We start from the raw sequence: 23,488 nt of genomic DNA on the forward strand, positions 1-23,488 counted from the left end.
AGGTACTATATCGCTCTGGGTTTATGGTGCTGAACTGCGCTGACCGGAGGTGCGAACGAATACGTCGCGGAGCAGCCTGGTTTCTGCTTCGGTCATCGAGATGTTACGGCGCTGCATAACGACTGCCGCGGTTTCTGCAAAGCGGGCGAATTCGTATTCCTGCAGTCCTTCCGCTCCCCCCCAGCTGAAACTGGGAAGGAACTTGGGTGGGAAACCACCACCGAAAATGTTACAGCCGACGCCGGCAACGGTACCGGTGTTGAGCATGGTGTTGATCCCGCACTTGCTGTGATCTGCCATGATCGTGCCGAGAAAAGTCAATCCAGTATCGCGGGACTCTCCTTCCAGCGTCGCACGTATGCGAGAATAATTATTCTTCAGATCGCTGGTATTCGTGTCGGCCCCGAGGTTCGTCCATTGCGCGAAGTAGGAATGACCGACGAATCCATCGTGCTGCTTATTTGCGTACGAATGGAAAATGCATTCCTCAACTTCGCCGCCAACCTTGCAGACCGGACCGATACTGCTGCCTTCATATATCTTGGCGCCGGCCTTGATGCGGCTGCCCGCGCCGATGTAGGCGGGACCCATAATCAGCGCCTGCGGCATGATCACTGCGTCTTCATCTATGACAATGGGACCGTCACTGGCATCAAGAATGACTCCCGCACCGATGTTCGCACCTCGTGAAATGCAGATGCTGCCGGCTTCAACCAGCTCCGCCGATGCTGCGACCCGGGCCGAACTGTCGACGCTTCCGATCGGAAAGAGCGCAGCATCGTCCCTGAGCAACGCAACATTATTGAGTAGCAGATCCCAGGGCCAGGTAAACGGCGCTTCCTCCACGTCCTCCGTCACCGTATCGAAAGTATCGAGTGCCGGCAGCGTACCGGAATCATGCGCGAGTTCTTCACGCAGCAGGCCGGATGTGAGCCATGCGTGCAGCTTTTCCCGCAGTGCATCACTTACCACGGTTGCAGCAACCAGCCGTTGCCCGTGAACGAAGAGCCTGTCTTTGTCACGATGTTTTTCAATGCGCGTGACAAGAGCGGGGCGCAGGATGGCGGAGCCACTGATATAGAGATCCGCATCTGTTTTCGCATTCACCGGCAGACCGCTCCGTTCCTCCATCACCGCCCGCAGGCCCATACGGGTGAACAGGCGAAGTTCTTCATTCCCGAAGTACTTTGCGATTCTCTCACGCAACGTGAATATCCCGCTGCGAAGATCAAAATCAGGATTGACGTGTGTCAGCGGCAGCAGTGTTGAAATAGAAACGTCTTCGAAAAGACAGATGGCCATGGGGGTTACGCGGTTCTGTGAGAAAGAAATGTAAGCATCTGTAAGCGTAATGACAACAGCAAGATAGCTCCATTCTCCCCTGCCCCCCAACAACACACCGCCTTCCTGTGTACAAACAGAAAGGCGGTGGTGCATGCTCTGCTACTGCAGCATCCCGGGGGAGACTGCTCAATCGAGGAGATAGTCTTCCTCGGAGTACAGTTTCATGGTGAACAGGAGATTTCGCATGATTTCGCGATACTCCTGCACCTCTGGCGCGAGGCGAATGGTCTCCTTGTACTCAAGAAACGCATCGGTGTAGAGTCCGCGCTGCTCAAAATAGATGCCGCGAATCAGATGAAGTGTGACCTCGTCTGCTCCCATGGAGTTGAGCTCGGTATCGAGATTCTTCAGTTCCTGGTTGATTGCCGCCACGGTGTCTTTTGCGAGGATGCGAAAACTCTGGATATCGCTTTCCATACCATCACTCAGACGGGTAATACGCCAGTGGTAGTGTTTCTCGGGTTCGAGGGGAGGAAGCTCAGACGGCATGTAGCGAAAGCGGTCGTCCCCAAAACGTGAGCGCGCGATAATATTGAACGCATCATCAAGCAGAATGAACTCGTACTGCTTTGCATCTTCAGCATCCACCCACTGAAACAGAGGCTCAGGGGTCATGACAGCGTATTTGGGAAATACTGCAGAAAATACATCGAGATTGCCACGTACGGCGCCATACACCGGAGCATCCTTTTTGTCACGGGATTTCTTCATCTGCCGGGCCGCGTACTGCATGATGGATCCCGTTGCCATTTCGCCGGCATTTCTACCCTTGATGGCTTTGAAATCCTTCAAAACCCGTTCCTCATGCGCATCAATACTGACCAGCCGGGTCTGGTCCATCATCAGCTTGACATAACTCGCGTAGGCAGTGCGTACCCTGTCACTCTTCCCCAGCACATCACCGACGCGCACCTTGCTCCATTCACCTTTCCCACCTTTCTTGAACGTCACATCTCCTTTCACGCTCATCACGAGAAAGGAATCCTGTGCCATCGCATGCTGCACGAACAACAGTGCTGCAACAAGTATCAGACTAATTCTCAAACGTTTCATTCTATTCTCTCCAAGCAGTGTACGTCAAGTTCCGTGGAAGCTCGTCTTCTTCATTTCATCAAATCCCGATATGCAGTTTCTGCATAATTGCTCTCCTCATAATGGAATTATGCAGTTTCTGCATAAAAATCCAGGATTTCGACTACAGTCGACCGGGACAAAACGGGTTCGCAGTTGGGACCGACACCGAAATACGCGGGATAAGGCTGCAATCCGTGCTGTTTTCGCATCAATCCGCCCAGAACAAAGAGCTCGTTTTTTCTGTGAAGTTTGCATTCCGCGTGGACACAGAGCGGTGAAAGACGGACTGGATGCGATTGATGTGTTCCTTTACGATAGACACCGGCACGGAGTTCCCGAAAAATGCCCTCTTCCTCCGGGGACAGGGTGAGTGTACCGAGTCCATGAGAGCGCCCATTATCATCAACCGTGAACAGCGGCACATCCAGGTAACTACGAAGCAGCTGCTCCCAGAGCATGCGTACGCGTGGCAGCAGCAGTTCCCATTCGTCGAACACTACGAATTCATTGAATGTCTGCAGCTCAGTGGAAAGAAAGGCCTCCTTCACTGCACTTTCCCGCATACGTTCCTCTTTCTTTCCATCGAGAAAGAGCAGGAAATGTCGCAGTTCCCGCGCCATGTCGGTATCTGCCTGCAAACGTGCCGATAGCTCCGGGATGCGCTGCTGCCAGTCATCGAGCCTGGAATGCAATGCGGACGGTTTCCAATCCTCACGTGCTTCGGCTTCTGCGAGACAAACGGCATGTGCGAACACCGGCAACACCTCCGCTGCATGCAGCAGCCGCGTGTGTGCGATGAATGGCTCGTTGTCTTCAAAAGCGACACACATGACTTCGGACAGCGGATTTGCCGTGTGGCACAGCGCGCGCCGTGTACTGTATTCCCGAATGCGAAAACGCAGCCACGTCGTAAACGCATTAGCCGGGATAAACAGCAGTACGGCAGTCGCCATGAGGTTGTAACTGATCTTCAGATCGAAGTAGAAAAACGCGATAAGCGGCAGGAAAAAGACGATCACCGCTTCGGTAAACAGTACCGTCGTGATCAAGACCGCAACGCCAAAGCGACCCGGTGGCTTGGTGCGCAGGATGCGGTACAGGGCGATACTGATATATGAGAGCAGGAAGGTCAACAGCCAGTCTACCCATGGAGCCACGGGATGAATGAAACGGTGCTTGAGCAGCATGTCAATGACATTGGCATGAATCAGGACACCCGGCATGTCGGGACCTTCAATGCCGACTTTCTTCCCCATCGGTGTCTTATGCGTATCATCGAGAAAAAACAGTCCGCCTTCGTTGACATACCCCACGAGAACGATCGCATCTTTGAAAAATGAATCATACATGTTTCCCTGGAGCACATCGTCGATGGGGACACTGGGGATTTGTGTGAATGTCGAGCTGTAGTATATCACCTGCGGCTCTGAAGGCAGCGAGAGTACAGCCTCTGTAGCGGAGGGCTGCACCATGTCCAGCACTTTGACCGGGAAGCTCATCCAGCGTTCACCGTCCACTTCCGCCCATGGAAGGAAACGGCGGATGACACCATCGCGATCGGGCACGAGGTTCGCGAAGCCATAATTGTCGCACGCAGCACGAATCGGTGGTATTATTTCGAACGTGGGCTCACAGGTCTCGAGATCAATGCCGCTTACAAGGACGGTATTCGGCACATTCTGCAGCGCAAGACGCAGGGCCTCAACCTCCATGAGGCGATCCTCTGGGAAGCGTTCGACGTGTAAATCATCGAGAATGATATCGAGTCCCACAACCGCCGCGCCGAGATCCTGCAACCGGTACAGCAGCGCAGCAATCTTGCCATCTGGCGTCGGAGCCACCTCCCCGATATTCACAACCTTGATGCGTTTGTCCGGAAACTCGGCGTAACGCACAGCGAAGATGGCGTCGAGACTGACGTCCGCAATATTGAGGAAGTCGATACGATCGAGGATAGGATTGAGAAAGGAGGTTTCATCCGCATCGGGCAACTGTTGCGAGATCATGATCATGACCTGCACGAGCAGCAGCACAAGCAGTGAGGCCGCCAGATATTCCAGTCGGAAGAAATACTGGATCAGGCGCTTACGCATCCCGCATCAACATGGGTTCAACGGCAGAATTGACCCAGTATAGAATTTCCCCCCAGCAAATCCAAGGCGAGCAGAGGTGTAACGGGAATCGAATGCCTGCACACCTGTCGCAGCCCGGAGCGCCAGCACCCCCCTTGCAACTGATCAGAATCCGTCGGAGAGGTCAAATCCGAACAGCATGCCGAAGTACCAGCGCCATTCCTTCCCATAGGTCACGTTGGCAAGCTGGAATTCGCGTGTAAACTCATCAATGCCGTAGGCACCGCTGAAAAAAATACGCGTCGGATACATGGAAAAGCTGAACGTCTCGAGCCGTAGTTCAAAGCCTACGTCCTTCTTCATACCTGAGACGGTGAACTGATCCGGAGCCATCACGGCATCGCCGACGTCCGCGAACACGCCTCCATATAGCTTGTCGAACAGGATATGACCGAGTCGAAGATCCATGCTCGATACAATCGGGAAACGGTAGGTCACCTGCGCGGTGGCGAGTTCGTTGCCGCCGAGTGCGTAATAGGTGTAACCCTGCATCCCGGTAATACCGCCCGCGTAATAATTGAAGAAGTCGTCAACCTCTGGCCCGAGAATACTCGCGCCACGCAACCGGAGGGTAACGGAATGTCCCTGCCATGGCATTGCCGCGGCGAGCATCAAATGTCCGTCGAAACGGTGGAAATTGAAGTCCGTGTATATGGGAACAAGAATGCCGTTGCGAACTTCGGAATCCCCATTGGGATTGAAATTATTGAACTCGTAATCGTAATACAGTGTGAAACGCACACCGACGGGATTGATTTCGCGGTCGCGTGTCGGTACGAGATTGCGGTAGCGAAACACCGCGCTCAGGTCATTGCCGACAAAATACAGGTTGTCAGAGGCAGGGACGAGCTGGTCCGTGGTCGGCAGGCGGAACTGGCCGATGGTGCTGGTATAGCGGCTGTGCGTGTATCCCACCTCGAGCCGCATATGATTGTCGAAGAGGTTGTGCCCGAGTTTCGCGGAAAATGCAAGGAGGTTGAAATCCGCGTCGACACCGACGGTATCCCTGCTTCGAAGCTCGATATCGGTGGACGTGCCGCGCGTGACGTTGAACACTTCCAGTGAAAGATCAGGATACAGTCCCATACTGCTGAACAGCGGCAGGTCGTCGCGGAACGTGATATTCAGGTACAGGTCGCGTTCACCTTTGATGTTGATGGAACCGCTGGCCATGAATTCCACACGGTTCAGTACATCGGACGAGTACATCATCAGTCCGGGCTTGAGCAGTTCAACACCGCTGTTGTCAGGATTGAACTCATCGATGCGAATCGTCGGAAAGTACATCATGCTCTGGAACAGCCGTTCGTACGTGCTGGTCTCCTCGTACTTTGGCACCGATGAATCGTCAAAACTGTTAAGCGCCTCCCAATCCCATTCCGTGGGATCGACCGAAGCGATCGGTGAAGAATACATTCCGGAAGGAAGATAGGTGTGCCCCGCAACGTCCAGCGGTTGTGCGTCGGGCAGTGATGCGATGCGGTATCCTCCTGCCGTATATGCTGCATACAGCAGATCGCCATCAGCATTGACGGCCGGCATGAAGGCGCCGCCAACAACATTGGTGAGCACCGCATCCTCGCCGCGGTCTCCGAGCTCATGGCGGTAGATGTTGAAAATCCCTGTCCTGTCCGAGGCGTAATAGATGGACCGGCCATCCTTACTGAAATGGGGATTCCGGGCATCCGCATGCATTTCCGCGATGAGTGGTTCGAAGCCGCTTCCGTCAGGATGCACACGGGCAATACCGCGCTGTACGCGTGGCGCATAGCCAAATACGATCCACTTCCCATCCGGCGACCAGGTCGGTGTGAAGATCTGCTCGCCCGAGACAAAGCCGGTGACATTACGGAAGTTGCCGCCGTCCGCATCCACCAGCCCGAGATTCACCGTCCCGTCATTTGCGAAGGCAAAGGCAATGCTGCTGCCATCCGGCGAGAAGCTCGGATTGAATGCGCGCAGTCCATTAGTAATTCGCGTCTCTTCCTCCGAATCGAGATTGTACTCGTAAAGATCGTAGTAGAGATGACCGTAGACGGAGGGATCGTTGTAACGCGAGTACAGCAGGCGCTTGCCGTCGGGCGACCACGAGACGGTGGACGACACGCCGGGCGTGAGCATACGCTCTTCCCCGCTTTCGATATCGTGGAGATAGATGGCAGACTGCCCGAAATAATCCGCGTACTTATTGGAGACGTAGGCGAAGGATTTCCCGTCCGGCGCCCAGGTGGGATAGAAGTTTCCGAACCCCACATCCGCGATGAGGTTGCCCTCCACACGCTTGCTCATCACCGGGGCGATACGTTTTTCATATTCGGATTGAAGGTGCGTTTCCCAGTCATCATAAAGCTCCTGCCCCGAGACACCAAGTACGTCTTTGATGGCGGCATCCACCGTGAAGACAAAAGGATCGCTCATGTCACGTGTGATTTCCGGCAGCTTCTCTTCCCCGTACTTCTGCGCAATGTAGCGCGTGAGATTGTATCCCGCGTTGTACACGCTTTCGTTGCCGAGACTGGTTTTTCCAAAAGCGCTCATCTCACCCCAGGTGAGCATGCTGTCACTGAGCACATAGCTGCGAAGGATCATATCGCGATGCGAATCCCAGCTCTCATAGCCCAGGAGTCCACGCTGAAACTGCGCCGTCCCTTCCGCCATCCAGGGGGGTACGATGACGCCCGGGAAGGGATACGATACGAGTAGATTCGGATAGCCGTACAACACGTCGCGCCGTCGTTCCTTCTCGTAGCCAAACCATTGGAAGGTCAACGCGGGTATGCGGCGCCCGAATTTCATCGCCGCCTGTATCTGGATGATATGCGTAAACTCATGCGCGATGACATTCCGCAGCCAGTTGTGCGTGCCGCGAAGGTCGAAATCCAGCGGCGAAGCCCAAATCTCGATCTTGTTATTGAAGAAATACGCAGCGCCGTTCGAGTAATCCGAAATGTCCTTGACGATGAAACTCACGCGCGTGTCGGGTTCATGATCATACAGCGAGGTGATCGGACCGTACACATCCTCCGCCACCTTCGCGATGACGCGCGCCGTGCGCTCCGCGCCCTCGTGGTAATGCACGTAGAAATGCTTCGTGGTGATGGTGAACCAGTCCTTCTCCGGCGCGGAGTAGCTGTCGGGCTGCGCCAGCAGTGTTGCGGACGAGAGGGATATGACAAGGAGGGTCAGGAAAAACGTGCGTAATTTCATGCAGGACCGTATTGCTCTGATGCGCTGATTCCAGGAACAGCAGTGTTATTTGACAACTGCGATTTTGATGATTTTCTCTTCACTGCGGGATCCGGCCGTCACCTTCACGTGTGCGAGGTAAACATCGCTCTCGATGCCGCTGACATCCCAGGCGAGATCCGTGTCCACGCCACCGACGGCGGAACCGTTCACCTCGTCAACCTTGTCGCCGGCGAGATCATAGATTTTTACGTTGACGTCAGCGTCAACCGAGACATAGACGCGAATGTAACTGATATTATCGTATGTCGGATTCGGCCAGGGATAACAACGCTGTTCGGGGAAGAAGTCCTCGGTGGGATTGCTGGCATTCGTCGTCTGAAGCACCGCGCAGTTGTTTCCGGCATTGGCCTGACGCGAGCGCCACAGCAACTGATCGTCCGTCACAGCGTTCGCCGTCTCGAAAAGCAGGAGATTCCCGTTTGGCGAAGCCGCGGCAATGCCGAGCTTTCCGGAGGCGGTGCGCAGCAGTGCGACATCAGCCAGTGAAGGAATCGGTACGGGAAAACCGTCGGCATGATGAGCACCGGTCCTGAACTGCCAGACCTGCCGTTCGCCTACGCCGAACACCGCGTCACCTTCCTGTGATCCAAGATTCGCCGAAAGTGCGAAACGAATATCCTCTGAGACGGGATAATTATTGACGGTCGAGTACGCATAATTCAGTGCGCGCAATTCGGTTCCACTGCTGAGCAGCGCATCCATGCGGCCGTCCCCGTCGACATCCGCCGCCGCGACATGAGGGATCGTAACGTTGTAAGGAAGTTTTGTTCCGAAGTCCTGAGAAGTCCGGACATTCTGGTCATCTGGACGGCTGAACAATACGGGATCTCCCCTCACAAAGTACATCGTTTCGATGTTGCCATCCCCGTCATAATCTGCTGCAGCTGAACTATGGTACGAGAAGATCGGGGCGTACGGCGTTTGAATACCGACATCATCATGCGCATCGACGACACTCCCGTTCGTGACATCAAAGAGCACCGTAGGATATCCGCCTATCAACAATGCGAGGTGTTCATTCATCGCAACGATGCGATGCCCCGCGAACGGCGTGCGTACGCGAGGCAGATCCGGAGACCACAGACTCGCTGCTGTGGGATAGCGTGTGATATCGGAGGTAACGACATACATCGTGTCGTTGTCCGCACCCGCTGAGCGAAACAGAAGATGATTACCGACAAGCGTCGGCGGACAGAGGAGATAATTCCCGTTCTCCGCGGGGAACAAAAACTGCCGATCGATATCGAACATGCCATCGTTATCGCTATCATCCGGAGAAAGCAGCCAGACATGTGCATCAACGTCGGTCAATACATCATTTTTCGTCACCAACGCAATTTCGGCGACACCATCGCCGTCCCAATCTCCAACTGTGGGAGTCGTTGCGACACGCGCTGGGGAATCCACGAAACACAGCGCACCCGTGGAAAGAAATGGCGTCCCATCCTGCCGCAGAACGAACAGTTTTACACTGTCCGGCGGTAGTTCAGTGGTGGACGCCCCAGGCAGTGAATCACTGGCGAAGACGGCAAGAATCTCATCAATGCCATCCGCATCGAGATCCGCTGTCGTGATTGACACGCTGCGATTCTCGGCGAGAGAAGTGGACAGGTCCACCGGCCATCCTTCGAGGGGAGCGATGGTGTTGTCGCCGAGCGCGACATCGAGGGACATGATGGGGGCACTGGACGAAAAATTGTCCATGGTCACATGCGTGAACGCGCCGCTGTTTGCGCGGGTGTTCGGGGCGGTGAACATGCCGAAACTGTTGGTGTACACCGGGGAGATATTGTCTCGCCTCCAATAATCCAGTGCCGACCCGGTCCCGGTTTCGGTACCGAATACTGTTTCGATGTCTTCACCGATATCCTGTGGTCCACCGGCCTGCTCAAGGTCGACGCCCCGGGGATGGTCGCCCGTGTTGACGGAGTTCGATGACCGGTACGCAGTAATGACACTTTCATCGATATGCCAGATGAGCAGTCCGCCGTTAATCCGCGCTTCCCTGTCGTCGGTCAGCACGCGTCCGCCCGGGAGGGACCAGTCAATATCTTCGACATCGATGATGACACCCTTGAGCTGCGAGACGTCGCTGTTCTGAAAACCCGTGGTGTCTTTCGGGAAACGCAGCGTCTGCGTCTGTCCGCCCGATACGATGGTCACACTCTGTCCGTTGCCGCCGAGATCACGCTGACGATTCTCCACCAGCCAGTACTCGTCGCCGCTGATCGGCACACGCAGCACATCCGGCGTGGTCAGCGAGTCGGATGCTGTCATCAGGTAATTGTTCTTTCCCGGCATGGCTTCGCGGGGAATGGTCCAGCCCAGCAGCTGTTTTTCCCAGGCTGAGGGTTCGGGGGGACAAATGCCGCCGTATGCGAAAATTCCTTCACCATCCATCAGTCCGAACCGTCCGATGCCCGTCTTCCCGGTCTCCGTGTCGAAGAGGTCGGGGAGACCGGCCCAGGTACCGAAACTCGCGGCGAGCAGTCCATTGGTGGTCAACTCCAGTAGTCCCGTCGATCCATCGATCAACGGGATTTCCCTGTTGTTGGTCGTGGGAATCACTGCGCAGTTGTTGATGGACGATCCATCCGGCATGGAAATCCCGCTGAAGCTGCTTCCCAACAGCCGCTGGAAACTTTCCATTGTAAACGAAAGCGACGGGATGTCGAGCGGTGTGGGATCATAGCCCTGGATGCTTACCAGGTCAATGTCTCTCCCCCGCCCGGCATGAAAGACGACGAACATGTCATAGGCGCCGAAGGGGAAGGACGCAAACTGCTGTCCCGCTGCGGTCCATGCATCGACCGCCAGCTGCGCGACCGGGGATTCCGATTCCCCATCCTTGAAGCTGTATTCCCCGAGCGGCTTGTCCACGGTCACGATGCCGTCAAGCACAGTTCCTTTGAGGATGGTGCGACGACCGGAAACCTTACGTACATAGTTTTCGAGGAACAGCAGGTGCTGCTGAAAGAACGCCCTGTCGTGCGGCATGGGATCAAGGATTTCCGTGCCATAATCGTACTGGTATATCGTTCCGAATTTCCCCGTGCCGCTGGTGCGGTCATCCGCATCCTCCTGGAATTCAACCATGACGGCGAGAAGCCGGATGGTATCAGGCAGCGCTGCAGTCATCGCGACATCGGCAGTGCGATGGGGACTGAACGCATGGCTCAGCCGGGGTACCGCCCGTTCGGGCAACGGCTGTTGCTGCGCATGCAGCGAGACTGCTGCGAGAAGAATAAGGAGAAGGAAACCAAAGCCACGGATACGGAACATGCTGTTATCCCTTGCAATAAATCTGGCGTCGTGCTTGAACCTGTCGTCACGTTCAGGGGGAAGAAAAACGGCTCACCCCCTGCACAGAGGGTGAGCGCGTTTTCAGGTGATGCTCTGCGGATACACTCCGCTCTGTCAGTTCGCGGCGTCGTCAGCAGGAATACGCGTACCGTCGTCTTCCGGTCCGCCAGCGCGGTTCCAGTTGACGGTGAGCGTAAAGCGCAGCGTTTCCGAAAGCGGACTCGGCGTGTCGTCGTCGGAAATCGCCGTGGAAATGTAGCTGAAGTCGAAACCGTAAATGTCGTAGCGCACGCCGGCACCGAAAGTCAGGAAGCGGCGGTTGCCCTGGGAGGGATCCTCATGGAAGAATCCGAAACGCAGACCGACGAGCTGTGAGTACCAGTACTCAAAGCCCGTACCGAGCGTAAAGGTATTGAACACGTTGCCCGGTGTATCCCAGCTGCGGTAAATCGCCTTGTAGAAGGGATCCGGCTGATCTTCGTCGTTCCTGCTGACGAGAAGTTTGGTCACATCCGTCGTCCAGGTGAGCGTATTGTACTTCTCATGCACGAGATCGTACGCGAAGCCGATACGGAGTGCCGTGGGAAGAGGATCAGACTGCGCTTCGTCGATGTAACTGAGCGAAGGACCGATGTTGGTGATCGAGGCGCCGATCGCAAGCCTGTTGCCGATATCCGTATCGCTGAACGGCAGCGTGAGCTTCGAGGGACGATAGAGCACGCCGATATCGCCAGCAACTGCCGTCGCCGTACCGGAACCGGATTCGTGCGCGGTACCGATCTGGGAAAGACTCGAGTGGATCAGGCGAAGACCGACACCGATACCGAAGTCCTCATCCAGACGCGTGCCGTAGGATGCGGTGAAGGCGATCTCATAGCTCTTGAACGTTCCAAGAGAATTGTTACCCTCATCACGGCGCTCGAATTCACCGAGATTAAGATAGGTCAGCGCCGCACCGAGCGTACCGCCGGTGGAGGGCACATCCATCTTGTAGCCGGCGTACTCGAAAAAGAGATCACTCTGCTGGAACTGAGGGAGCCAGTTCGAGTGATTGAGACTGAGTTCCTGGCCTTTCTGGAAACCGAGACCGGCGGGATTCCAGAAAATTGCTGAAACGTCGTCCGCGATCGCAACACCGGCCTCACCCATGGCGCTGTTGCGCGAGCTGGGGGAGATCAGCATGAAGGGCACGGCCGTGTTCGTTTGTGCCATCGCATCCTGCGCCAGGGGAAGCAGCAGCAGAAGCACTGCGACGGAACAAAGAAGGGATTTGCTCTTGCGAATCATGTAATTCCTCGTAAAACCTTATGACAGAACAGTTAATTTATTACCATTTTCTTGCAAATTCAATACATCTCAGCGTACCACGACCAGCCGGCCACTCACCTCGCTGCCCAGTGCGCCATCGGCAGTACGGCAGACGATACGGTAGAGGTACAGGTTGTTCGCGAGCGGTACACCGTCCACGCTGTTTCCATCCCACGGAATTTCCACCACACGGGTGGTTATCTCACCGGTGCGCAGATGCCTCACCAGCTGTCCGCTGGTGGCGTAGATCAGCACATCGACGATGACCGGGTCGAGCACGTTGTGCCGGAACGAGAAGGTGGTTCCACTGGAGACGGGATTGGGGTAGTTACTGATATCCTGTAATGACAGGCCACCCGTGACGTTGAACGCCGTTTCCACCGTGGTGGAGTTGTTGAAGATGTCCCATGCGCGCATGCGCAGCGTGTGATATCCCGGCGTGAGGTCGCGCATGCGAAACTCCACCGTCCCCTGCTGATAGGAGTCGATGTCTCCCCTGTAATAGCTGTTGAGCACGGTTCCCTTGCTCGAACCATCCAGCCAGATTTCAATGTCATGGCCGATACCGAGACCGGTCGTATTAATACCGCTCTCGTCGAACAGGTCGGCGATGAGCAGCGGATCCGTGCCGGTTTCATCGTCGCGCTGGAAGCTGCGGGTATCGAGGAAGACCGAAACATTCGGACCGGCGTTATCCGCGGTGGCACTGCTGTCTGAGCCGCCGACACGGAGGTCGAGACTGAATCCTGCCCCGTCCACTTCGCCGTTTTCGAAATACATGGCGATGCGGCCGTTGTTGTTCTCGTAGCTGATGTCTTTCGGGACGATGAAATTGACCGCGAAACGGCCGTTGTCGACACTCGCCTGTCCGCGATACAGCAGTCCCCCAGGCATGGTGTATGTGAAATTATTCCAGCCGGGATCCTGTACCACGACGCGCCGCTGCGCATCGAAAAGACTCACTTCCGCGGTACCGTCGAAATCCATCCATACGCTGTCGTCAGGCTTCAGTATGCTGCCTTCGAGCGTGACGTTGCTCAATGCCCGAAGCTGCACGGTGTCGGAGACTGCCGGCACGCCATTGATGAGGATGCGATCGACACGGGCGCGATAGCGCGGGAGCGCCAGCCGCAATCCAGGATCCGCGAAGAGATGGAATTTCGCATATCCATCCACGCTGGATCCGAGGTTGACCTTCGCCGCATAAATGGCATCGCCCAGGCGCCGGGGCCGACCGTCCGATTCCCTTCCTTCATTGAGCAGACGCTTGAAAAATTCCGTATTGAAGGCGCTGTTCTCGGAAGAGAAGACGACACGCGGAGCGGAGAGCCCGCCGATGGAGCCGCCATGCTCATGCAGAAGCAGACGCTCTGTGCCGCTGCGGATTCCCGGTGCATCATACAGTCCGAAGGTGCATGTCGCAGCGGTCACGAAAGTAAGACGATCATAGTTATTGAGCTGCGGTACGGTCACATCGGATACGAACACGCGTTCATGTGCCCAGATGTCGTGCGCGCCGTGCCCGGTGTAATTCATGATCAGCGTACCCTCGTTGATGCGATCGATAATCGCGGCATTGACGTCGGGTTTGCGCCTTCCCTGCGTGGTGATTTCCGTGCGGTATGACACGAGGTAAATTTTCTCCTGCTCGAGATCCGCCGGGATCATATCAGCGAGAGATTCTGACTGTCGTGTGTGCTCATTGGTGTCGGTATCGGCGGTGGACGTCCAGCCATCATCGCCAACGAACGTCACTTTGTTCTTCCACACCGCAAAATCGGGATCGGTCTCATAATGAATGATCTTGTCGATCACCGTATTGGCCTCTTCAACGGTCAGCACGGTGATGCGTCCCGTTGCCAGATCGACCCTGGAGTCCGTCCCCACCACCATGGCGTAGTAATCGTCACTCGCATAGGTGCCGATACGGCTGGTGGAATTTTCCGACTCCCAGACAGGAACGATGATGGGTTCCGGTGTCGTATGGTTACGGTAATCGAAATGTCCGTCACCGAACAACAGCACGTATTCCGGAGCGGTACTCCAGTTCTCGACGGCCCAGGCCAGGAAATCCCTGATCGCCGTCGGATCCTTCACCCCGCTGTTGAAAGAATTGTAGATATCCTCAACCGTCACGACCATGCTGCTGATGGGATCCTCTGCGCGCTCGCGGTGGGTTTTCAACCGCTGTGCCGGCTGTGCCAGCTCCCGGTTGGTGATGATCAGGTAGCGTGCGCCACTGCTGCTCAGCAAATCGTTGTTCGCCACCTGTGCCGGAGCGCCGGGGGTTTTCATCGCCGGCGAAGCGACGGCAAGGAAGCGTCGCGGCGCGCCATTGTCAACGGCAACACGAAAACGCACCGTCCCGCCGGAGATATCCACGCCGGACATACGGCGGACATTCCGGTAATCGGTCACATCGTAGACGATGATGTCAGACATGGTATAGCCGTTGAGCACGAAAGCGATGTTCCCGGCCGTATCAGGCGATGAGAACAGCAATTCGTTGTTGAGTGGCTCAAAACGCCGGGCATAATGCCACTCCACCCAGTCGACATATCCACCTCGAACGCTCTCTGTGTTTGCGGCCTGGTAGGTCATGGTCAGTGTTGATCGGTCGTCGGCAAGATTCCCGCTCCCTTCGAGATCACGCGTCACGATCTTTGCGAGAGATCCGGTCTCGGTGCCGAAATCGACCGTCCCCATTCCGATCACGCTGAGTGGCTGGTCATTCGCACGCACACTGAAGCTGTTCTCGACTTCGGAGCTCGAAACGAGCCGCAGACGATACCCCACCGGCCGGGTGGAGACAAGTCCGTGCAGTTTCCGCGTCAGGACGAGATCGGAAGCACTGCCCGCGTTGGGTACGAGGCGCTTGCCGACCCAGAGCCTCCCGGAATTCAGCAGATTGTTTTCCTCGGATTCATCGAACAGAACTTCGGGAAAGTTCTGCGGGGTTGCGGCTTCGGTCTGCGGATCGAGAACGTCCTCATATTCCATGCGCCGCCCCTCGGCTCCGCCGAAGGTCAACAGATAGCGGTTCGTCTCATCGAAACGGTGAATGTAATGTGCATAACGCCTTTCAGAGGGATTCCATTCGAGTCCGCTCAGTCCCTGCCCGTAAAATTGAATGTAATCCTCACCATCGAACCGGCCGTCTTCTTCACCGATCACTTCGATGGGAATTTCCTGCAGGGGATCGGGACGGGACGCAGCGAGGTCAGGATTCCTTTCCTTTCCGCCATTACTGTAAATCTTTAAAGTGCGCGGATCGAAGCTGCCGGGATCAATACCCGCATCACGGAACCAGTTCGCGTAAATGCGGTACATTCCTGTTTCCCCGATCTCAAAACGATACCACTGTCCGTCCGCCATGGTTGGTGATGCGGTGCTGCGCAACAGGTTGTGCTGGCGTGGGACATTCCATGCTGCGGCCTGTACGGGATTGAGAACATCCACGATAGGTGCGCTTCCCTGCTGGAGGCCGCTCTCGGCCGTGCCGAAATGCAGACGGAAGCGAATGCGCGTGTACACCCTGGCGATGCGGGTTACGGGATTCCACCGCACGGGATACAGCTGAAGATCTGCGATGATATGCGAACGGGACCTGCCCAGATTCGCAACCTGCACGCAGTTTGCAGGCAGAAGCCCGTCAATCTGGTAGCCGAGGCCCTCCTCGTAGATGTATTCTTCCTTCCCCTCTGGTGTCAGGCGAATGTCCGCAACGGGAAGAAGATTGAGAGGACCTTCCTCGCGGTAATCCACCTGCAGAATATCAATGTCGGGATTTGCCATGGACGGCAGTGCAACCAGTTCCTTCCTGTAGCGAAGGTCTGGCATGCCGGCCCTTGAAATGTCGCCGGTGACGGAACCGTTGAAAGTGAATACCACACCATCCGCATCAGGGTGATCCATGGAAACTGCAGGACGATACTCCACGACCATACTTTCAGTATCCGCTGAAAGCACGACCACTTCCTGTGCGGCCAGCTGACCGCTGAGGACGAGGGAAAGGGGAAGGACCAAGAGCAAAGACTTCAGCATATGCACCTGCTTTTTCCGTTGTGACGACACCCCGCAACCTGCCATATCAATTGACATGAAACAATTCCAAAACTCATCCATGACGCATATCCTCCTCCGTGTGTGCAAACGCCTCCGATGGCGCTGCAGCCCCCCCACCGACTGTACGCCGATAGAAATACAGGTTCATGACGATGTTCACTGCGTAGGTCGCAACGAACGCGATTGCCGCACCTGTCATCGCGAGAATCGGGATCAGAACAATGTTGAGTGCGATATTGACCGAGGAACTGCTGATGGACATGATGCGGATGGCGCGTCCCTGCCGGTGCGCCGCCAGGAAGGAATGAAACGGGTGGTTGAGTCCCGCCAGTCCGAAACCCGCGGCTATCCATGGCAGCACTGTCAGAGCTTCGTCGTAACGGTCTGTAAAGAAAAGCGGTACCAGCACCTGTGCGGCAGCCCAGAGAAGAAGTGCACCCAGTGTCGACCAGGCCACGGTTGCGGCGAGCAGGCGGCCCGGGATGCGCTGTTCGACGACGAACCGCTTGTAGGCACTATGCGAAACAGCCTTGCTGAACATCCCTATCGGCGTGCTCATCGTCATGGCGATGGCATAGAAGCCGACAGGACTCATACCGTGGAAAAAACCGAGCAGCAGCTTGTCGAGTCCCGTGGTGAGTCCGTCCACCACGCGTCCCGCGTAGACTTCCCTGCCGAATTCCCGGACTTCCCTGCGGATGCGTTTGAATTCCTGTCCCAGTCCCCGGAACGACGGGGTCATGAAACTGATTGCGATACCTATCGCGGCGCCGAGGGACATCAGTGTGGCGAACACCGCCGTGCGCACGTCTATCCCTCCCTGCCAGACGAGCACGAGCAGGAGTGCGAGAAGCAGTATTCGAGGAAGCAGGAGGAAACCGCTCATCAGTTTCATGCGACTGCTGCCCTGGCTGATGCTGAGCACCATTTCCTGCAGGGGATACACCGCCGCCAACGGCGCGGCCAGCCGCAGGATGCTGCCTGCTTCCCCATGCGGCCACCAGGCATCGATGCCGAAAGAAATACCGAACACGGCAACGGCAAAGAGAATGCCTATTCCCGAGGAAAGCATCAGCAGCGCACCTGCGCGCAGTGAGAACGAAGCTTTATCCTCGACCATCGCCATAAGGCGCATGCCGGCAGGAGCGAGTCCGAAATCGAAAAACACGCCTGAGAAAAGGAATACCGCCACGATGAAACTGTAGGTCCCGAAGCTCTCAACCGCCATCGACCGCGTCAGTATCATGTACACCAGCAGTCCCAGTACCATGTTCAGCGCGAGTGCCGCAAAGTACATGGAGGATTTCCTCCCCAGCTCCGTGCGGAAAAGCGCGGGTATGTCACGTGGTCCGATCATGCGTACGGGTGCGAAGCTCGCATGACGCGGGAGCCGTGAAAATATCCAATGTGTTCGGAGTACTTTCCGAAATACGACAGGTACAGTAGACATCCGTTCCAAACGGTGCGTGATTCGTAGTTCTCAGCAGGTAACGATCTGTCTATGGCACTCTCGGAAAGTTGAGATGGGCGGTAATAAGTGAAATTAGGGAATTCACGACGTTTTGTCAAGCGGGAAAATGCGTCCCCCCGCCGCGATGCAGCGATGCTGCACGAGTTCGGCCGCGTGCTCGAGAAAGCGAACATCTTCGTTTGAAAAACGCGCATGACGGGGACTGTCCACATCAAGAACGCCCCAGACGCGTTGTTCCGCATCGAACAGCGGCACGACCACCTCCGAGTTCGACGCTGCATCGCAGGCGATATGTCCCGGAAAGCTGTGCACATCATCGACATGCTGCGTTTGGCCATCTGCGGCCGCTGTGCCGCAGACTCCGCTGCCGATCGGGATCAACGTACAGGCAGGCTTGCCGTGGAACGGCCCCAGATAGAGCACATCACCCTCAGCGAGATAGAAACCAAGCCAGTTCACCTCCGCCATCGACCAGTACAGAAACGCTGCAGCGTTCGCAAGCTGTGTCAGAAGTGGTTCCGAAGGCTGCATCAGCGCATCGAGCTGTGCGAGCAGCGCTTCAGGTGTCGAATCCTGTGATACTGGAGTGTCGGTCATGATGTGGGATGCTCCGATTTGACAATTAGCCGAAAATACCTAGCTTTACTTATTCTCACAACTATGAGGGTCTTCAGCATGAACCGCCGCTTCATTTCGATTTCGTTGATCGTCCCCGCACTTCTTCTCATCGCTGCGGGCAGCCTTCAGGCACAGTCTTCAGGCGAACGGCACTATTACATGAGCAAGTCGCACTGGGGCGTGGGTGCCCAGGCGGGACTGATGTCCGGCATGGGCGTCGGCGTGCGTTTCCACCCACTCGGACGCTTCGGTGTGCAGCTGGCAGGTGGACTGCTGGCCGGTGAAAAAACCATGGCATCCGTCGGATTTGAAGGACAGTTCGATCTCGACTGGCGTCACCGCTCCCGCTTCTTTGCATTCGTTGGTATGGGGTATTATACGAACGGGGAAGACGAACTCACCGTGGCTGACGGCACCTGGGAACCGGGAAAAGAAGATCCCCGCCTTGTGTCGCCGTTCCGCGCAGGACTCGGTCTCGGCTATGAATGGGATATCTCGAACACGCTGATCTTCACCGGAAGCATCGCATTTACGTATTTCTCTGAAGGGACCTTCCTTCCGCTTCCGCAGGTTGGCCTGTACTACCTGTTCGACTGATACGGCTATTCGATTGATACGGGACAGATACCAACAGCCCCGGATCATCTCAGATCAGAAATTTCCTCGAAGGCGCTGCACATCCTCTCCGGATGCAGCGCCTTCAGCTTTTCTACGGGTTGGAATCCCCAGGTTACTGCCGCAGTACGCACGCCGGCAGACTTCCCCGCCTCGATGTCATACACCGAATCCCCTATCATCCAGGATTCTTCCCCATGCGCACCCACCAGTTCCATCATTGACAGCAACGGTACAGGCGAGGGCTTCATGGCGGAATAACTGTCTCCACCCGCAATATGTACAAAGTGCATGTCGAGTCGCAGCGCCTCGAGAATGGCACGCGACGCCTGCTCCGGTTTGTTGCTGATTACCGCCATGTTCACATCCAGGCGATCAAGCGTTTCACGCACGCCCGGATAGGGCTTGGTGGTATCAAGGGCATGCGCCGCATAGAGTTCACGGTAGCGTGGGACGGCCCCCGCCGGGATGTCCGCGTTCCATCCGGAAGCAAGCAGAATGCCATGGACAAGGTATTCCACTCCCCTTCCAATGCAGGGACGCAGACGCGCAAGATCTATTTCCGGCAAACCGAATTCAGCCAGAAGCAGGTTGGAGGCGATATGGATGTCACCCATCGAATCCACCAGCGTTCCATCGAGGTCAAACATCAAAAAAAGCGGCACAAACATCCCTTCTTGCTATGGAACAAACGTCCTCTCTGGCAAGTTACAGCTATATGCCGCGACGAAACACCCCCTTATTCATAAAAAAACGAAGAGAATGCGGCGTCAGACTTGCACTGCAGATAAAAATCATTTAGATTTAGAGACCACTTTTTGTGGAGGGGCTGTAGCTCAGTGGTAGAGCATCTGCCTTTTAAGCAGAGGGTCGATGGTTCGAGCCCATCCAGCCTCACCAAAAAGTTGAATGCGGAAGTGGTGAAATTGGCAGACACACCATCTTGAGGGGGTGGCGCTCGAAAGGGCATGCGGGTTCAAGTCCCGCCTTCCGCACAACTCTCTTTTACACTGCAAGTCTCGCCGAACTGCTCTTCAATGTTCCACAGCAAGAAGGCGTAAGGAGTCAGAATCATGCTCAAGCGGATCATGTTCCTGTCCATTATTATTCTGGCAATTGCCGCGACATCGGCATTCGCACAGGACAATAACGAGGCAAAGAAACTCTTCAACGAGGGCAATGCCCTTCTGAAGTCCGGCGATTTTGCAGGCGCCATTACGAAATACGATGCTGCACTGAAGCTCGAGAAACACGAGTTCTACTATTACCAGAAGGGACTCGCGCTGAAGAAGTCGCGTAAAACCGACGAAGCGCTTGAAGCATTCAAATCGGCCGTCAAAACCAATCCCGAATGGGCCATTGGTTATTTTGCACTGGCAGGCGCCTATTTTTCCGATGGAAAGTATCAGGATGCCATCGAGAACTACGAACTCGCACTGAAGAAAAATCCCACACTCGGTCAGGCGAAAAAAGGTCTGGCGGCCGCACAGACGGCACGTGCTCAGCAGCTGCTCACCAAAGGTGAAACCGGCAAGGCCGCCGAACTGGCTGCAAGTGCTGTCGAGAACGATGAAAGCTATGACAAGGCGTATGTGATCATGGCGCAGGCTTACAACAAGGATGGCAAGTACAATGACGCCATCAAGGCCGCTCAGAATGGGATCAAGTACAACAAAAGCCCGCGTAAGGGCGCCGCGTACTTCGAGCTCGGCCTCGCTTACCGCAACCTCGGTAGCACCGCGAAAGCGAAGGATGCGTTTACCAACGCGAAAAAAGATCCCTCCTACGCACGAAACGCCGACTACGAGCTGAAAATGCTCAAGTAAAGCCCACACAGAGCTTCAAAAAAATCCCTCCGTAAACACGGAGGGATTTTTTTTATGGAACACCGTAGGCGCCTGTCTCGGCGTAGTTGAGTATGACGAGACGAAGCCGGGAAGCTCCCGCGCACCGCAGGTGCTCACGCGCTCGTCCCGCGCTTGCGGGACGAGCTCATGCGTGCCGCCAGGCACTCCCGCGCGCCGTAAGGCGCTCAAGCGCAGCGAAGCTGCTCACGCGCGAGTCCCGCGCTTGCGGGACGAGCTCTACATGCTTGCTTCGAGCATCAGGCGGAAACGGCGCATGGGAGCGATGTTGGCAACGACTTCAGTGTAATGATACTGGAATACGTTATCGACGAGGAAACTCAGACGCAGCGGGAGTCCGACCGAGCCGCCTTCCAGCGCGAGACGCAGATCGGTCACGTAAGCAGCCACGCGTTTCTCCGAATCCGGAATGACGATGGTCAGCTCGCGGTCAATGTTCTCCATGCGTGAGACATAGCGGAAATCCGCACCGAGACTGACGGGACCAAGGGTGAGATTTCCCGAAAGATACACGAGATGGCGTGGACGGTATTTGAGAATGGACTCCGTACTCAAATCCCGGGGATAGAGGTAGGTGTAACTGGCGGTCATCGTAAAAAGATCAGGCAGTGGCTGCAGGTCAAGCGCGATTTCATATCCGATGATACGGGCGCGCGTGATGTTGCGAAATGCGATGCGGCCGTCTGCGGGATCAATGCGCGGCTCTACGAGATTCTCGTAATCATTCCAGAACAGCGCGGCATCGACACTGCTTCCGAAGAGGAAGTCCTGTTTGAATCCCAGTTCATATGAGGTACTGCGCTCGGCCTTCAGGTCTGGATTCGGTTTGGTGAGAATGCCACCCGCGCTGGCGGAGGTAAAACGTTCGGCGATGGAAGGCGACCGGAAGCCCCAGCCATGCGATGCGCGCACGAGTCCACCGCTCCACGGGACGTAGGTGAGTCCCACACGTGGATTCAGCTGAGCATCGATATCAAGCGAGTCGATTGCGGTCAGGTCATACCTCGCACCGAGCGAGAGATGCCAGTCCTTCCCCAGGGAAAGGTCGTCCTGTGCATACCAGGCAACCGTCACACCGTCACGCAGGCCAAAGGTGCGGGAATCCACGGTGCTGTAGGACGCATCGACACCGAAGGTCAGGAAATTATCCTCGTTGAGTGTGTAACTCCCCTGGTATTCCCCGCCAAGCAGCCACGCGGTGGATTGCGTCTGATCGGTAGGACGAAAACGGAAATCCGACGTGTCGCTGGTAGTCTCATACGCGGTGCGGTAGGCGTTGAGACGAAACATGGAGGCAAAACGCGAGCTGTGTGTATGACGGTACTGCACGGAGGCCTGCGTTTTGAGGCTGTGAATATGCTCGGACAGGTCCGCGTTCACCGGTGGCTGAAGTGCATGCTCGAGATCCCGCCAGTATACCCAGTTGCCGTGGTCATCATCGCTGTGATTGATGGAAACATTGAGGTTCCCTGACGGCGACATGCAGTACCAGGCCCGTCCGTTGAGATTCCATCGCACAAAATCCGCGTTCTGACGATACGACTGATCGTTCCGCAGTCCACCGGTGAGCAGATAGCTGAAATCACCGTGTGCATCGCCGTGCTGGAGGTCTACCCCGTTCATGTATCGCGGACTCTCACCCCACCATTTCCACTGCTCCCACTGCGGTGTATCCCAGAACCCGCTGTACAGTCGCACCCTGGTAACGCGTTCGCGTGGCTCACGCGTCAGCACGTTGATGACGCCCCCGAGCGCGCTTGAGCCATACAGCGCGGATCCCGCCCCCTTCACAACTTCTATGCGGTCAACAGCAAACATCGGCACGACATCGAACTTGATTTCCCCGGCATCGCCTGCGAGCACGGGCGCCCCATCGACGAGCAGGAGTACCCTGCTCCCGAGGGCCCTGCTGTAGCCACTTGAACCGCGGATATTCACCTGGTCTTCCGTGATGTTCACGCCCGAAACCTTGCGCAGGGCGTTGTCCAGCCGGTAAATGCCGCGCGCTTCGATATCGTCCGCGTCGAAGATCGCAATGCTGACCGGGATTTCCTCGAGACTCTGCGCATGCCGCCCCGCAGTGACAATCACCTCCCCGGTTTCGATCACACTCTCGATCAGTGTGAAGTTGTGCACCGCAGTTTCGCCATCACTGATATCGACTACTACTGTTTTGCGCGAATAGCCGATCATGCTGCACTGCACGGTATAACTTCCGGCGGACAGCTGGGTAATACGATATTTACCCTCCGCATCCGTCGCGGCGCCGAGAACAGTTCCACGGATCGCAACATTGGCTCCGATCAGCGGCAAGCCCTCGGCATCGGTAACGCTTCCCTGCAATGTTGCGTTCTGCGCGTCCGCGCCTGCGGGAAGTGTGGCCAGAAATAGCACAGTCCAGACGAGAAGCTGGACTGCTATCCTGAAAGGGATTGTTTTCATGT

Annotated in this window: 13 protein-coding genes and 2 tRNA genes; 4 read left to right on the forward strand and 11 right to left on the reverse strand. The window is 56.1% G+C overall.

The features are described 5' to 3' along the window. Window positions 1-21 precede the first annotated feature (21 nt). The 9 genes from KQI65_17360 to KQI65_17400 form a co-directional block, all read right to left on the reverse strand. Entirely contained in the window at window positions 22-1,302 is a 1,281-nt protein-coding gene (locus KQI65_17360) for a hypothetical protein (GenBank protein MCB2206516.1), read from the reverse strand. Window positions 1,303-1,470: 168 nt separating this feature from the next. Beyond that, complete coding sequence (locus tag KQI65_17365; GenBank protein ID MCB2206517.1) at window positions 1,471-2,397, reverse strand: DUF928 domain-containing protein; 927 nt, start codon at window positions 2,395-2,397, stop codon at window positions 1,471-1,473. A 107-nt stretch (window positions 2,398-2,504) separates the two neighbouring features. Then, window positions 2,505-4,511, reverse strand: a complete 2,007-nt coding sequence (locus tag KQI65_17370; protein MCB2206518.1) for a CHASE2 domain-containing protein — start codon at window positions 4,509-4,511, stop codon at window positions 2,505-2,507. 144 nt (window positions 4,512-4,655) lie between these two features. Beyond that, window positions 4,656-7,757: a biopolymer transporter Tol gene (locus tag KQI65_17375; protein MCB2206519.1), complete on the reverse strand. Its 3,102-nt coding sequence runs from the start codon at window positions 7,755-7,757 to the stop codon at window positions 4,656-4,658. Between the two features lie 45 nt (window positions 7,758-7,802). Beyond that, a complete protein-coding gene (locus KQI65_17380; GenBank protein ID MCB2206520.1) occupies window positions 7,803-11,081 on the reverse strand; it encodes a hypothetical protein in 3,279 nt (1,092 codons plus the stop codon). 135 nt (window positions 11,082-11,216) lie between these two features. Continuing rightward, the gene (porV, locus tag KQI65_17385; protein ID MCB2206521.1) at window positions 11,217-12,389 is read right to left on the reverse strand and encodes a type IX secretion system outer membrane channel protein PorV; all 1,173 of its coding nucleotides are present in this window, start codon (window positions 12,387-12,389) and stop codon (window positions 11,217-11,219) included. Between the two features lie 69 nt (window positions 12,390-12,458). After that, complete coding sequence (gene porU / locus KQI65_17390; protein MCB2206522.1) at window positions 12,459-16,454, reverse strand: type IX secretion system sortase PorU; 3,996 nt, start codon at window positions 16,452-16,454, stop codon at window positions 12,459-12,461. A gap of 73 nt (window positions 16,455-16,527) precedes the next feature. Next, a complete protein-coding gene (locus KQI65_17395; GenBank protein MCB2206523.1) occupies window positions 16,528-17,832 on the reverse strand; it encodes an oligosaccharide flippase family protein in 1,305 nt (434 codons plus the stop codon). A 195-nt stretch (window positions 17,833-18,027) separates the two neighbouring features. Continuing rightward, window positions 18,028-18,543 carry a GAF domain-containing protein gene (locus tag KQI65_17400; protein MCB2206524.1) on the reverse strand — a complete coding sequence of 172 codons (516 nt, stop codon included), beginning with the start codon at window positions 18,541-18,543 and terminating at the stop codon, window positions 18,028-18,030. Between the two features lie 78 nt (window positions 18,544-18,621). On the opposite strand from KQI65_17400, the gene KQI65_17405 reads away from it, so the two are divergent. After that, window positions 18,622-19,161: a hypothetical protein gene (locus KQI65_17405; protein MCB2206525.1), complete on the forward strand. Its 540-nt coding sequence runs from the start codon at window positions 18,622-18,624 to the stop codon at window positions 19,159-19,161. A 44-nt stretch (window positions 19,162-19,205) separates the two neighbouring features. Here the strand turns inward: KQI65_17405 and KQI65_17410 are convergent, their stop codons facing one another. Further along, entirely contained in the window at window positions 19,206-19,844 is a 639-nt protein-coding gene (locus tag KQI65_17410) for an HAD-IA family hydrolase (GenBank protein ID MCB2206526.1), read from the reverse strand. A 160-nt stretch (window positions 19,845-20,004) separates the two neighbouring features. Between KQI65_17410 and KQI65_17415 the strand changes: the two genes are divergently transcribed. The 3 genes from KQI65_17415 (at window position 20,005) to KQI65_17425 (ending at window position 21,005) form a co-directional block, all read left to right on the forward strand. Further along, window positions 20,005-20,079: transfer RNA gene (locus tag KQI65_17415), tRNA-Lys, on the forward strand. Between the two features lie 11 nt (window positions 20,080-20,090). After that, window positions 20,091-20,174: transfer RNA gene (locus KQI65_17420), tRNA-Leu, on the forward strand. Window positions 20,175-20,252: 78 nt separating this feature from the next. Further along, complete coding sequence (locus KQI65_17425; GenBank protein ID MCB2206527.1) at window positions 20,253-21,005, forward strand: tetratricopeptide repeat protein; 753 nt, start codon at window positions 20,253-20,255, stop codon at window positions 21,003-21,005. Between the two features lie 258 nt (window positions 21,006-21,263). Here KQI65_17425 and KQI65_17430 read toward each other — a convergent pair whose 3' ends face one another. Then, window positions 21,264-23,486: a TonB-dependent receptor gene (locus tag KQI65_17430; GenBank protein MCB2206528.1), complete on the reverse strand. Its 2,223-nt coding sequence runs from the start codon at window positions 23,484-23,486 to the stop codon at window positions 21,264-21,266. Between the last annotated feature and the right edge of the window lie 2 nt (window positions 23,487-23,488).

This window comes from bacterium, from assembly GCA_020444325.1.
GTDB lineage: Bacteria > Bacteroidota > Ignavibacteria > SZUA-365 > SZUA-365 > BM516.